The 14,055-nt window shown below is 65.2% G+C and carries 10 protein-coding genes; 9 read left to right on the top strand and 1 reads right to left on the bottom strand.

Translation table 11 applies throughout. The features are described 5' to 3' along the window. The first annotated feature begins 65 nt into the window (after positions 1 to 65). Positions 66 to 956, top strand: coding sequence for a lipoyl synthase (gene lipA / locus VB777_RS04800; RefSeq protein WP_323247403.1), 891 nt, complete (start codon positions 66 to 68; stop codon positions 954 to 956). Positions 957 to 1,075: 119 nt separating this feature from the next. Here the strand turns inward: lipA and gltB are convergent, their stop codons facing one another. Then, a complete protein-coding gene (gene gltB / locus VB777_RS04805) occupies positions 1,076 to 5,683 on the bottom strand; it encodes a glutamate synthase large subunit (protein ID WP_323247405.1) in 4,608 nt (1,535 codons plus the stop codon). Positions 5,684 to 5,951: 268 nt separating this feature from the next. Between gltB and VB777_RS04810 the strand changes: the two genes are divergently transcribed. From VB777_RS04810 to VB777_RS04845, 8 genes are all read left to right on the top strand, one after another. Continuing rightward, a complete protein-coding gene (locus tag VB777_RS04810; RefSeq protein WP_323247407.1) occupies positions 5,952 to 7,820 on the top strand; it encodes a phosphodiester glycosidase family protein in 1,869 nt (622 codons plus the stop codon). Between the two features lie 59 nt (positions 7,821 to 7,879). Then, the gene (locus VB777_RS04815; RefSeq protein WP_197157114.1) at positions 7,880 to 8,236 is read left to right on the top strand and encodes an AIR synthase; all 357 of its coding nucleotides are present in this window, start codon (positions 7,880 to 7,882) and stop codon (positions 8,234 to 8,236) included. 66 nt (positions 8,237 to 8,302) lie between these two features. Beyond that, positions 8,303 to 8,677, top strand: coding sequence for a 30S ribosomal protein S12 (rpsL, locus tag VB777_RS04820; RefSeq protein WP_197157116.1), 375 nt, complete (start codon positions 8,303 to 8,305; stop codon positions 8,675 to 8,677). A 50-nt stretch (positions 8,678 to 8,727) separates the two neighbouring features. Then, on the top strand, positions 8,728 to 9,198 hold the full coding sequence (gene rpsG, locus VB777_RS04825) for a 30S ribosomal protein S7 (protein WP_197157118.1): 471 nt from the start codon (positions 8,728 to 8,730) through the stop codon (positions 9,196 to 9,198). A gap of 142 nt (positions 9,199 to 9,340) precedes the next feature. Beyond that, positions 9,341 to 11,416, top strand: a complete 2,076-nt coding sequence (fusA, locus tag VB777_RS04830; RefSeq protein WP_197157120.1) for an elongation factor G — start codon at positions 9,341 to 9,343, stop codon at positions 11,414 to 11,416. A 40-nt stretch (positions 11,417 to 11,456) separates the two neighbouring features. Beyond that, positions 11,457 to 12,686: an elongation factor Tu gene (tuf, locus tag VB777_RS04835; RefSeq protein WP_197157122.1), complete on the top strand. Its 1,230-nt coding sequence runs from the start codon at positions 11,457 to 11,459 to the stop codon at positions 12,684 to 12,686. A 128-nt stretch (positions 12,687 to 12,814) separates the two neighbouring features. Continuing rightward, positions 12,815 to 13,135, top strand: a complete 321-nt coding sequence (gene rpsJ / locus VB777_RS04840; protein WP_197157124.1) for a 30S ribosomal protein S10 — start codon at positions 12,815 to 12,817, stop codon at positions 13,133 to 13,135. Between the two features lie 200 nt (positions 13,136 to 13,335). Then, entirely contained in the window at positions 13,336 to 14,055 is a 720-nt protein-coding gene (locus VB777_RS04845) for an LON peptidase substrate-binding domain-containing protein (protein ID WP_323247410.1), read from the top strand.

Raw genomic sequence — 14,055 nt, forward strand, 5'->3', positions numbered from 1 at the left:
GTGTAAGGGATCGCCCCAGCCGGCTGGCCGAGACCGGTTTCTAGAGTCGTGCATTGCGCCCGGCCATGGTGACCAGCCAGCCCACCCCCACCAAACCCGAGTGGCTCCGGGTGAAGGCGCCCCAGCGGGAGCGGATCGGAGCCGTGGCGGATCTGCTGGTGGACCTGAAGCTCAACACGGTCTGCCAGGAGGCCAGCTGCCCCAACATCGGCGAGTGTTTCGCCGGAGGCACGGCCACCTTTCTGATCATGGGGCCCGGCTGCACACGGGCCTGCCCCTATTGCGACATCGACTTCGACAAGAGCGTGCGCAGCCTCGATCCCAGCGAACCGGAGCGGCTGGGGGAAGCGGTGAGCCGGATGGAGCTCAGCCACGTGGTGATCACCTCGGTGAACCGCGACGACCTTTCCGACGGCGGTGCCAGCCAGTTCGTGGCCTGCATCGAAGCGGTGCGCCGCCGCTCGCCCCTCACCACGATCGAGTTGCTGATCCCCGACTTCTGCGGCAACTGGGAGGCCCTGGCTGCGGTGATGGCGGCCGCGCCCGAGGTGCTGAACCACAACATCGAGACCGTGCCGCGTCTCTATCGCCAGGTGCGGCCCCAGGGGATCTACAAACGCTCCCTGGAGCTGCTGCAGAGGGTGCACGAAAGCTGGCCCCGCACCTACACCAAATCAGGCCTGATGGTGGGACTGGGCGAACACGACGCCGAGGTGGACGACGTGCTCCGCGATCTGCGCGCCCACGCGGTGGACATCGTGACCATCGGCCAGTACCTCTCCCCCGGCCCCAAGCATCTGCCTGTGCAGCGCTTCGTGACACCCGCTCAGTTCGAGGGCTTCCGCCTCCATGGTGAGGACCATCTGGGCTTCCTGCAGGTGGTGAGCTCGCCGCTGACCCGAAGTAGCTACCACGCCGGGGAGGTGCAGCGGTTGATGCGGGAATTCCCCCGCTGAGCACCAGGGAGCCCGCGCTGGTCCATCACCGGAGTGGCAGCAGGATGGTCAATGGACAGGAAGCAACTGTCCCTCCCGGGAGAGTGAATCCATGTCGTGACCGCAGTGGACACAGCCACTCAGGCGGCCACTGCCTCCCGTTCGGTCAGGCCAAGGTTGGCCTTCTCGCTGGGGGGCACCAGCACCTTGAAGCGGGGCTTCCAGCTGGGCCAATCGGCCAGGATCTGGGCCGCCCGGCTGCTGCCGGTTGCCTCCAGATGGGCCTCCAGCAAGGGCCGCAGCAGGGCCTCCTGCTCAGGGGTGGTGAGGTCGCAGAGGGCGACGATCTCCGGGTTGAGACGATCGCGCAAGGCGTCGTCTTCGTCCAGCAGGAACGCCACACCGCCGGTCATGCCGGCAGCGACATTGCGGCCAGTGCTGCCCAGCACCACCACCACGCCACCGGTCATGTATTCGCAGCAGTGGTCACCGGCACCCTCCACCACGGTGGCGGCACCGCTGTTGCGCACGGCGAAGCGCTCACCGGCGCGGCCCAGGGCGAACAGCTCGCCACCGGTGGCCCCATAGAGGCAGGTGTTGCCGAGGATCACCTGGCTGCCAGGGTCATGCACCCCAGCTGGGGGCACCACGGTGATGCGACCGCCGTTGATGCCCTTGCCGACGTAATCGTTGGCCTCGCCCACCAGCCGCAGTGTCATGCCCTTCAGCAGGAAAGCGCCGAAGCTCTGGCCGGCGGCACCGTCGAAACTGAGATCGACACGACCACCAAAGCCCGTGTTGCCGTAGCGGGCGGCAATCTCGCCGGAGAGGCGGGCACCCACACTGCGATCAGTGTTCACGATCGGCAGGGTGCGAACCACCGCACTATGGCCGTCGATGGCCGCCATCACGGCGGGGTCAGCCAGCAGCTGGTCTTCCAGCACCGGACCGTTGCCGTGGGCCTGGCCGTCATGGCGAAGCCAGATGCGGTCAGCAGCAGCCTCAATCGGAGCCAGCAGACAGGAGAGATCCAGCGATCCGGTCTTGGCCAGTGCCACGTCGCGCATCTCGAGCAGATCGGTCCGGCCGATCAGGTACTCCAGGCGAGCCACTCCGAGCACGCTGAGCAACTGGCGCACTTCTTCAGCGATAAACAGGAAGAAGCTCACCACATGCTCGGGCAGACCGGTGAAGCGTTGACGCAGGGCCTCCTTCTGGGTTGCCACCCCCACCGGACAGTTGTTGGTGTGGCAGACGCGGGCCATGATGCAGCCCTCGGCGATCATCGCCACCGAGCCGAATCCGTATTCCTCGGCGCCGAGCAGGGCGGCGATCAGCACATCCCAGCCGGTCTTGAGGCCTCCATCGGCGCGCAGCAGAACCCGATCGCGCAGGCCGTTCTCCAGCAGGCTGCGGTGCACTTCAGTGAGCCCCAGCTCCCAGGGGCTGCCGGCATGTTTGATCGAGCTCAGCGGTGAGGCTCCGGTGCCGCCATCGTGGCCGGAGATCTGAATCACGTCGGCGTTGGCCTTGGCCACGCCGGCAGCAATGGTGCCGATTCCAATCTCAGACACCAGCTTGACACTCACCTTGGCGGCGGGATGTACCTGGTGAAGGTCGTGAATCAGCTGGGCCAGATCCTCAATTGAATAGATGTCATGGTGGGGCGGCGGCGAGATCAAGGCCACGCCGGGCTTGCTGTTGCGAAGCCAGGCGATGTAGGGGTCCACCTTGGGCCCCGGCAACTGACCACCCTCGCCGGGCTTCGCGCCCTGGGCCACCTTGATTTCCAGCTGGCTGCCGCTGCGGAGGTACTCGGGAGTCACACCGAAGCGCCCCGAAGCGATCTGCTTGATCGCCGAATTGGCCGAGTCTCCGCGGAGAAGGCCGCGGATGGTGGAGAGAGTGGCCGAGTGGCCCTGATCGTCCACATCGGCGAGGGGCCGGAAGCGGGCAGGATCCTCACCGCCCTCGCCACTGTTGCTCTTGCCGCCGATGCGGTTCATCGCGATCGCCAGCACCTCGTGGGCCTCCCGCGAGAGGGCCCCCAGGCTCATGCCACCGGTGCAGAAGCGGCTGCAGATGCTCTCGACGCTCTCCACCTGATCCAGAGGCAGGGGTTCAGGAGCCGGTCGCAACTGGAGCAGATCCCTCAGGGCTGTGACCGGACGATTCTCCAGCAGGGTCTTGTAGGTGGAGAAATGGTCGTACCCAGGACCTTGCTTCACAGCGGCGTGCAAGGCCTTGGCCATCTCCGGGCTGTTGAGATGGAACTCACCGCCAGTGCGGTACTGCACAAAGCCCATGAACTCCAGCTTGGTGCGGTTGAGTTCGGGATAGGCCTTGGCGTGGAAGGCCAGGGTCTCGCAGGCCAGATCAGTGAGGCTCAGACCGGCGACGCGGCTGGTGGTGCCCTTGAAGGCCAGCTCGATCAGATCGGCGCCGATGCCGATCGCCTCGAAGATCTGGGCGCCGTGATAGCTGGCCAGAAGGGAGATGCCGATCTTGGAGAGGATCTTGCGCAGGCCATCTTCGAGTGCCTTGCGCACGTTCGCCTGGGCCTGGTCCACACTGAGGGCGGGCAGCTTGCCGCGCTCGATCAGCGACTGGGTCTTGGGGTGGGCCAGCCAGTGGCGGGTGGTTTCAAACGCAAGCCAGGGGCAGACAGCACTGGCGCCATAGCCGATCAGGCAGGCGAGGTGGTGAGTCGTCCAGCACTGGGCCGTGTCGACCACCAGGGAACAGCGCAGCCGCAGCCCGAGGTTGAGCAAGTGATGGTGTACCGCGCCCACCGCCAGCAGAGGGGGGATGTAGGTGATCGTCGACCCAATCCCCGCGGATCCACCCTCAGGACCCTGCCGATCGGAGAGCACCAGGATCTGGCAGCCGTTCCGCACCGCTTCGGCAGCGGCATCCCTCAGGCGCCGCACGGCCACCTCAAGGCCAGCGGGGCCAGCGGTCACGGCATAGAGGGTGGAGAGGGTGCCCAGAGGGATGTGATGAGCACCCAGGTCAGCGAGTTCGGCCTCATTGAGGACGGGGGTCTCGAGATGGAGCCCGGAGGCCGCCTGCGGCTCGGGCTTCAGGGCGGACCCCCGCCGCCCCAGGAACATCTCGAGGCTCATCACCAGCTTTTCCCGCAGCGGGTCGATCGGCGGGTTGGTGACCTGGGCGAAACGTTGCTTGAAATAGTCGAACAACAGGTGGGGCTTACTGGAGAGCACGGCCAGCGGGATGTCGTCACCCATGCAGTAGGTGGGCTCCTTCGCCGCTCCGGCCATGTCCTCGATCACCAGGTCCAGGTCTTCGGCGCTGAAACCGAAGGCGGTCTGGTGCTGCAGCAGGTCCAGATCCCCGAGACGCTGCTCCTGCTCCCAGGGCTGCGGCAACAGGCTGCGACGGTGCTCAGCCAGCCAGGCGCCATAGGGGTGACGGGCCGCCGCTTCCTCCTTCACCTCCCAGTTGTGGAGGAGGCGGCCGTTCTCGAGATCCACCGCCAGCATCTGGCCGGGGCCGAGCCGCCCTTTCTCCAGGATGCGGCTCTCCTCCAGATCCACCACACCGGTCTCCGAGCCCATCACCACATAGCCATCGGTGGTGATGCAGTAGCGGGCCGGCCGCAGGCCGTTGCGGTCGAGAGTGGCGCCGACACTGCGACCATCGGTGAAGACAAGCAGGGCAGGACCGTCCCAGGGCTCCTGCAGACAGGAGTTGAATTCATACATCGCCTGGATGGCCGGGCGGCTCTCCAGCTCGGGCTGGTTGAGGAAGGCTTCCGGCACCAGGGTCAGCAGGCTGTCGGTGATCGGCCGACCGCTGCGCACCATCAGCTCAAGGGTGGCATCGAGGTTGGCCGAATCGCTGAAGGCGGCGTTGACCACCGGCCGGATGTCCGCGGCGCTGTCACCCCATGCGTCCTCGAGGTGGGCTTCAGCAGCTCGGGCCCAGTTGAGATTTCCCAGCAGAGTGTTGATCTCGCCGTTATGGCCCAGCAGCCGCATCGGCTGCGCCAGGGGCCAGCGGGGCAAGGTGTTGGTGCTGAAGCGGCGGTGATAGACCGCGAAGCTCACCGCGAAGCGCGGATCCCGCAGGTCGCCGTAGAAGGCGGCCAGCACGGCGGAACGCACCATGCCCTTGTAAACAACGGTGCGACCACTGAGGGAGGCGAAATAAAGGTCGTTCGGGCCGGGGCCCCAGGCTTCGCGAGCCCGGTCGCCGATGCGGCGGCGCAGGCGAAACAGCAGGGCCTCAAGGGCGTCACCATCCTGCTCGGACGCGAGCAGCCACTGCTCGATGGCCGGTGCAGTCTGGCGCGCCAGAACCCCCAGCACCTCAGGAGCAACAGGCACCTTGCGCCAGCCAAGCGAGCGCAGATCCAGCCGCTCAGCCTCCTGCTCGCAGAAGTGGCGGGCCTGCTCCCGCAGGCCTGCATCTGCCGGCATGAACACCATGCCCAGTCCGCGCACACTCCCCTCCGCCGCTGCCGCCTCGGGCCAGACGGCCTCGAGATAACCCCAGGGAATGCCACAGAGCAGCCCGGCACCGTCGCCGGAATCACTGTCACCGCCACAGCCACCGCGGTGCTCCATGCATTCGAGCCCTCGCAGGGCCTGCTGCAGCACCCAGTGGCTCGGCTCACCATTGAGGTGCGCCAGAAAACCGACACCGCAGGCATCCTTCTCCCCGGCCACGGCCGCCGGCGCCGGGCTGTCGCAATGGGGCCAAACGGGCTGGGTGTAACGGGGCATAACGCTGGACGGGACCTGCGGACACGACGTGCGACTGCTAAGACCGATGGCGGTATGGCCCCGGCGATACGCAGAACGGTCCATCGTAGGGACCGACACTACCGAAGTTGCACCCCTGACGCCGTTCCAATCGCGACCCACCGGTTCCGCCGAGGCACCCGTTGTCGCGGCTGGTTCCGCCAGGGGCGTCCTGCACGCTCACGGATCCTTGCAGCGCGGCACACCCCATCCATCAGGGTTAGGTTTCCGCCCTCTGCCGCAGCCCGCCATGGTCCTGGCCCCGTTGCTGCTCCTGCTCGCCGCCGATTCCGTGGCGGCCTTGCCCCAGGCGCTGGCCTCGCTACCGGCGCCACCGGTCCTGACTGCTGAAGCCACGCGACTTCCGGGCGCTCCGCCCACCCCCAGCCGCTCGGCTCAGCCGTGGTTGGGGCAGATCCGATCCGTAGCCCAGCGCGACAGCGCAGGCACGGCCGTGGTGATCAACGGCCAGCGTCAGCAGGCCCGCTGGGAATCGCGGCAATCGCCTGCCGGCAGTTCGGAACTGTGGCTGCCGCTGGAGGTTCTCCAGGGGCAACTCGGTGTGAGCAGCCGCACCATCGACGGCGGCACCCTCGATCTGGAGTGGTACGGCCGCCCCTTGGTGGTGCCGGCGGTGGACCAGCGCAGCCTCGACGACGAAGTCGCCGTGAACGTGCTGCCCCTGCTGAACGCGGTTGGGGTTCAGACGCGCGTCGTGGGAGACGCTCTCCACCTGGAATTACCGCCGGCGGCCCTCCTCGGTCTGCGCAGCTCCACCCCAGACGGCACACGCCGGGTCGTTCTCGATCTCAACGCGCCTGCCCTGGTCCGGCAGGAGGGAAGCCGGCTCTTTGTGGCGCTCGAAGGGTCCCCCGACCAGCTCCGCCAGCTCGCCGCCCTGGGCCTTCAACCCCGTGCTCGCAGAGGCGGCGTCGAGCTGGGCGTCAGCGCAGGCACCCGCCTGAGCAAACTCTTCACCCTCGGCACCCCACACCGCCTGGTGGTCGATCTGGCCGGCGATGGCGCCGCTGCCAGCTCCTCGGGCGCCCCTGCCGCCAAGCCTGCACCGATCGATCCACGGCTTCAGGCGCTGCTGGGCCGCGACCTCCGCTGGGACCGCCAGACCCGCACGGTGGCCGGCCGCAATCTGCGGATCAACAGTGTCGTGATGGATCCGGCGGCCAGCTCACTGCAGCTGCGAACCCTCACCCGCAGTGACGGCATGCAGGGACTCAGCTCCCTGTCGGATCTGGCACGCCAGCAGGACGCCCTGGTGGCGATCAACGGTGGCTACTTCAATCGGGTGCGCCGCCTGCCGCTCGGGGCCCTCAAGGAGGGTGGCCGCTGGCTGTCGGGGCCGATTCTCAACCGCGGTGTGATGGCCTGGAGCGGCCAGCAGCTGCCCCAGTTCGGCCGGCTGCAACTGCAGGAATGGGTGATCGACGCCAACGGCAGGCGCACACCCCTGACGGTGCTCAACAGCGGCTATGTGCAGCGCGGCCTGAGCCGCTACACCGCCGACTGGGGAGCCGCTTACCAGGCTCTGAGCGGCTCTGAGTCAGGGGCCCTGATTCAGAACGGTGTCGTGACCCAACTCTTCGACGGCACGGCTCTGGCACGCGGCATCCCCCTGCCCGAGGGCAGTTCCCTGCTGGTGGCCCGCGCCGGAGCGCCCCTTCCCTGGAGCCCGGGGGAGCGTCTGCAGATCGACAGCCGGCCCAGTTCCACCCTTGGGCAGGCCGGCTCTGTCATGGGAGGCGGGCCGTTGCTGCTGCAGAACGGCCGGGTGGTGCTGAACGGAACCGCCGAGGGCTTCGGCGATGCCTTCCTGCGCCAGGGAGCCCCCCGCACCGTGGTCGGCAGCGACGGTCGCCGACTCTGGCTGGTCACCCTGGAGGGGGTGGATCAGGCCGGGCCCACCCTCAGCGAAACCGCCTGGGTGCTCCAGCAGATGGGCCTGCGCGATGCGCTCAATCTCGATGGAGGCAGCTCCACCGGGCTGGTCATGGGCGGGCAGCACACGGTCAAGGGCCGCGGCGTGGCGGGCTCGGTGCACAACGGCCTCGGCCTGGTGCCCGGAGGTCGCCCCATGGCCCGGATCGAGACCGCAGCACCCTGAAACTCGGGCGTGGGCGGCTGGCACACTGGATCCACGCTTAGCCTGTTGCATCTCCGCCCATGCCCAAGGGTCACAGCCTGCGCCTGACGGCGGCGGCGGCGGCAGAACTGGGACGCCAGGCCGCCGTCGCCGGCACCCCCGGGATGATGCATCTGGATCTGATCGACGGCAGCTGCGAGCGCTGGGCGATCCGCCTGCGCCCGGGCCATCTGGCGGGCACGCCAATCGCCCGGGCCGATGGCATCACCCTGTTCGCACCCGCCGACCAGCAAGGGCTTCTGACAGGCCTCAGCCTGGATTACCGCGGCGACCTCAGTGGCGGAGGCTTTCTGATCCGACCCGTTGGCAGCATCCGTGCCTGCGCCTGTGGGGCCGCCTTCAGCCGTTCGTCAGAGGAGCGTCCGACGACCCAGTAACGTGGTGGATTGTCGAAATCGGTCGGACGTCCGACCAGTCCTCCCCGAGAAGCACTAAGGCCCTCGATGCCCACCATTCAGCAGCTGATCCGCACCGAACGGCAGCGCTTGACCCGCAAGACCAAGTCTCCGGCCCTGCGCGCCTGCCCCGAGCGACGTGGTGTGTGCACCCGCGTGTACACCTCCACCCCCAAGAAGCCCAACTCAGCTCTGCGCAAGGTGGCTCGCGTGCGGCTCACCTCGGGCTTTGAGGTGACCGCTTACATCCCCGGCATCGGCCACAACCTGCAGGAGCACTCCGTCGTGCTGATCCGCGGCGGCCGTGTCAAAGATCTGCCAGGCGTTCGTTACCACATCATCCGCGGCACCCTCGATACCGCAGGCGTGAAGGATCGTCGCCAGAGCCGTTCGAAATACGGCGCCAAGACCCCGAAGGGCTGATCGTTCTCAGACCTTCCTCATCTCCTGCCCCCCGCCCCTAACCCAGGTCCATGTCCCGCCGTAACGCCGCCGAGAAGCGCCCGGTTCTTCCCGATCCCCAGTTCAACAGCCGCCTCGCCTCGATGATCGTGGCGCGCCTGATGAAGCACGGCAAGAAGTCGACCGCTCAGCGGATTCTTTCCGACGCCTTCACGCTGATCAACGAGCGCACCGGCACTGATCCGTTGGAACTGTTCGAAACCGCCGTGCGCAATGCCACTCCCCTGGTGGAGGTGCGGGCCCGCCGGGTCGGTGGTGCCACGTATCAGGTCCCCATGGAAGTGCGTCAGGAGCGGGGCACCGCCATGGCCCTGCGCTGGCTGGTCAATTATTCCAGGGCCCGCAACGGCCGCAGCATGGCTCAGAAGCTGGCGGGTGAACTGATGGATGCCGCCAATGAGGCCGGCAGCGCCGTACGCAAGCGGGAAGAAACCCACAAGATGGCCGAGGCCAACAAGGCTTTCGCCCATTACCGCTACTGAGGCGACCCCACGCAGAGATCCTGTTGCGGCCGGATCTCTGGGATGACACGTGTGCCCCATCGGATCGGCCTGCGCCTGACCGTTCGGCCGCTTTGTAAAGTAAGTCCCGCATTTTTCACGACCCCCTTCGGAGACAGTCCCCGTGGCCCGCGCCTACCCCCTGGAACGCGTCAGAAATATTGGTATCGCTGCCCATATCGACGCGGGCAAGACCACAACGACCGAACGGATCCTGTTTTATTCGGGCGTCGTCCACAAGATGGGCGAGGTGCACGACGGCGCTGCTGTCACCGACTGGATGGCCCAGGAGCGGGAGCGGGGCATCACGATCACCGCGGCGGCCATTTCCACCAGCTGGAAAGACCACCGCATCAACATCATTGACACCCCCGGTCACGTGGACTTCACCATTGAGGTGGAGCGCTCCATGCGAGTGCTGGATGGCGTGATTGCGGTCTTCTGCGCGGTCGGTGGCGTTCAGCCCCAGTCGGAAACAGTGTGGCGTCAGGCGGACCGCTACAAAGTTCCCCGCATGGTGTTCGTCAACAAGATGGACCGCACCGGCGCTGATTTCCTCAAGGTCTATGGCCAGATCAAGGATCGCCTCAAGGCCAATGCCGCCCCGATCCAGCTGCCGATCGGCGCTGAAGGCGAACTGAGCGGCATCGTCGACCTGGTGAAGAACAAGGCTTATATCTATAAAGATGACCTCGGCAAGGATATTGAGGAGGCTGATATCCCCGCCTCCATGGCCGATGAAGTCGCGACTTGGCGTGAAAAGCTGATGGAATCAGTCGCCGAAAACGATGAGGAGCTTCTTGAAGTCTTCCTCGAGACAGGCGAGCTGACTGAAGCCCAGTTGCACAAAGGGATTCGCGAAGGCGTTCTCAAGCACGGCCTCGTGCCGATGCTCTGTGGTTCAGCGTTCAAGAATAAGGGGGTTCAGCTGCTGCTCGACGCCGTGGTGGATTACCTGCCCGCGCCGATTGACGTTCCCCCCATTCAAGGCCTGCTGCCCGATGGCACCGAGGCCCTGCGGCCCTCGGACGACAGCGCTCCCTTCAGCGCCCTTGCCTTCAAGGTGATGGCCGATCCCTTCGGCAAACTGACGTTCATCCGCATGTATTCGGGTGTTCTACAGAAAGGCAGTTACGTACTCAATTCCACCAAGGACAAAAAAGAGCGCATCTCCCGCCTGATCATTCTCAAGGCCGATGATCGTGAGGAAGTTGACGAACTTCGTGCCGGCGATCTTGGCGCCGTTCTTGGCCTGAAGGACACCACCACCGGAGATACACTCTGTGTGGAAAACGATCCGATCATCCTGGAATCTCTCTACATTCCCGAGCCTGTGATCTCGGTGGCGGTGGAGCCCAAGACCAAAGGCGATATGGAGAAGCTCTCCAAAGCCTTGCAGTCGCTTTCAGAAGAAGATCCCACCTTCCGGGTCCGCACCGATCCGGAAACCAACCAGACCGTGATCGCCGGCATGGGCGAACTCCATCTGGAAATCCTTGTGGACCGGATGCTGCGCGAATTCAAGGTGGAGGCCAACATCGGCGCCCCTCAGGTCTCCTATCGGGAAACCATTCGCGCCAGCTCCAAAGGTGAGGGCAAATTTGCCCGCCAGACCGGAGGCAAGGGCCAGTATGGCCACGTGGTGATCGAAATGGAGCCTGGAGAGCCGGGTTCCGGCTTCGAGTTCGTCAACAAGATTGTTGGCGGCATCGTGCCGAAGGAGTACATCGGCCCTGCCGAACAGGGCATGAAGGAGACCTGCCAGTCAGGCGTGATCGCGGGCTTCCCGATGATCGATGTGCGGGTCACCATGGTCGACGGATCCTACCATGATGTGGACTCGTCGGAAATGGCCTTCAAGATCGCCGGGTCGCTGGCCTTCAAAGACGGCGTCAAGAAGTGCAATCCTGTACTGCTTGAACCGATGATGAAGGTCGAGGTCGAAGTTCCCGAGGATTTCCTCGGCTCGATCATCGGCGACCTCTCCTCCCGCCGCGGCCAGGTGGAGGGGCAGTCCGTCGATGACGGACAGTCCAAGGTGCAGGCCAAGGTACCGTTGGCCGAGATGTTCGGCTACGCCACCCAGCTCCGATCCATGACCCAGGGTCGGGGTATCTTCTCGATGGAATTCAGCCATTACGAGGAAGTTCCTCGCAACGTGGCCGAGGCCATCATCTCCAAGAATCAGGGCAATTCCTGATCTTTTCTCTACTCACTAACCCCCCCGATTCTTCCCTTCCATGGCTCGCGAGAAGTTCGAAAGGAACAAGCCTCACGTCAACATCGGCACCATCGGCCATGTTGACCACGGCAAAACCACCCTGACGGCTGCCATCACCAACGTGCTGGCGTCCCAGGGCATGGCCAAGGCCCAGGCCTACGACGAAATCGACGGCGCTCCCGAAGAGAAAGAGCGGGGCATCACGATCAATACCGCCCACGTCGAGTACGAAACCGACAAGCGGCACTATGCCCACGTCGACTGCCCGGGCCACGCCGATTATGTGAAGAACATGATCACCGGTGCCGCCCAGATGGACGGCGCCATCCTGGTGGTGGCCGCCACCGACGGCCCGATGGCCCAGACCAAGGAGCACATCCTGCTGGCCAAGCAGGTGGGTGTGCCCGCTCTGGTGGTCTTCCTCAACAAGAAGGACATGGTCGACGACGAGGAAATCCTCGAACTCGTCGAACTGGAGATGCGTGAGCTGCTGAGCAGCTACGACTTCCCCGGCGATGACATCCCGATTGTGGCTGGCTCCGCCCTCAAAGCCCTGGAGTACATCCAGGGCGGCAAGAAGGCCGTGCGTGGTGAAGACGAGTGGGTCGACAAGATCCTCGACCTGATGGATGCCGTTGACGAGGCCATCCCCGAGCCCGAGCGCGAGATCGACAAGCCGTTCCTGATGGCGATCGAAGACGTGTTCTCGATTACCGGTCGCGGCACCGTCGCCACCGGCCGGATTGAGCGCGGCAAGGTCAAAGTGGGTGAGACGGTCCAGATCGTGGGCATCCGCGACACCCGCGAGACCACCGTGACCGGGGTCGAAATGTTCCGCAAGCTGCTCGACGAGGGCATGGCAGGCGACAACGTCGGCCTGTTGCTGCGTGGCATCCAGAAGGAAGACATCGAGCGCGGCATGGTGCTCGTCAAGCCCAACTCGATCAAGCCCCACACCAAGTTCGAGGGCGAGGTGTATGTGCTGAAGAAGGAAGAAGGCGGCCGCCACACCCCCTTCTTCGCCGGTTATCGCCCGCAGTTCTACATCCGCACCACGGATGTAACCGGCCAGATCACCGCCTTCACCTCCGATGAAGGTGAGAACGTGGAAATGGTCATGCCCGGCGACCGCATCAAGATGAGTGCCGAGCTCATTTGCCCGGTCGCCATTGAGCAGGGCATGCGCTTCGCCATCCGCGAAGGTGGTCGCACCATCGGTGCCGGCGTGGTCTCCAAGATCGTCGCCTGATCCGGCTTGCCGCCGCTTCTGATCTAGGTTGAAGGGGTCGGGGCCCAAAACCCCGCCCCTTTTTGTGCACCTCGACAACTCACCCCTCCCGCCGACCCTGTCAGGTCGGGTTTCCTGCGCGCCTCTCCATGTCCACTGCCATCGCCCAGCAGAAGATCCGCATCCGTCTGAAGGCCTTTGACCGCCGCATGCTGGATCTCTCCTGCGAAAAAATCATCGAAACTGCCGATCACACCGCTGCCACGGCCATCGGTCCGATTCCCCTGCCAACCAAGCGCAAGATCTACTGCGTGCTGCGCTCCCCCCACGTGGACAAGGATTCCCGCGAGCACTTCGAAACCCGCACCCACCGCCGCATCATCGATATCTACAGCCCCACCTCCAAAACCATCGACGCCTTGATGAAACTGGATCTCCCCAGTGGTGTCGACATTGAAGTCAAGCTCTGAATCTGTCGCGTTTTCAGCCGCTGGATGACCCACCCCCGTTGCCGGTCCGTCCGGTGGCGGGGGTGTTCTTTCTAGGATCAACCATTCTTGACCACCCCGTTGCACGCCTTTCCGCCTGTCCCGAGCCCCTGCTGCACCAGCGCATCCAGTAGCCGTCCAGCTGGAGCGGGGCGACCCTTCACCTGGGCAGGAATCACGGCATGACCAGTACCCCGACTATCCGGGAACTGCCCTTGTTCCCGCTGCCCGATGTGGTGCTGTTCCCGCAGGAAGTGCTGCCGCTGCACATCTTCGAGCCGCGCTACCGGATGCTGCTCAGCACGGTGATGGCTGAGGATCGACGCTTCGGGGTGGTGCGCTGGGATCCTCAGGAGCAGCACATGGCGTCCGTGGGGTGCTGCGCCGAAATCCTGCACTGCCAGACCCAGCCGGACGATCGCAGCAACATCGTGACCATGGGCCAGCAACGCTTCCGGGTGCTGGAAATCGTGCGCGAAGCCCCGTTCCGGGTGGGCCTGGTCAGCTGGATCGAGGATGAAGTCTCAAGCAGCCACGACGACCTGCAGACGCTCACCGCCGCTGTGACCCAGGCCCTGCAGGATGTGGTCGAACTGACCGGCAAGCTGGTGGGCAAGCCCGCTCACCTGCCCAACGACCTGCCGGATCTGCCCCGGGAACTGTCGTTCTGGATCGGTTCCCATCTGGGTGGCCCCGTGGCCGATGAGCAGCAGGCCCTGCTGGAACTCACCGACACCGGCGACCGCCTGCGGCAGGAATACGAGCTTCTCGACCAGACACGCCGCCAGCTCGCCGCCCGCACCGTTCTGATGGACACCTTCCGTGATCTCGGGGACAGTGAGCCCGACGCGGACTCCGATGGTGATTCAGCAGGAGACTCCGAGCCTGGCGGCCAGGGCTGA

It is taken from the genome of Synechococcus sp. CCY9202, from assembly GCF_034931685.1.
Taxonomy (GTDB): Bacteria; Cyanobacteriota; Cyanobacteriia; order PCC-6307; family Cyanobiaceae; genus CBW1002.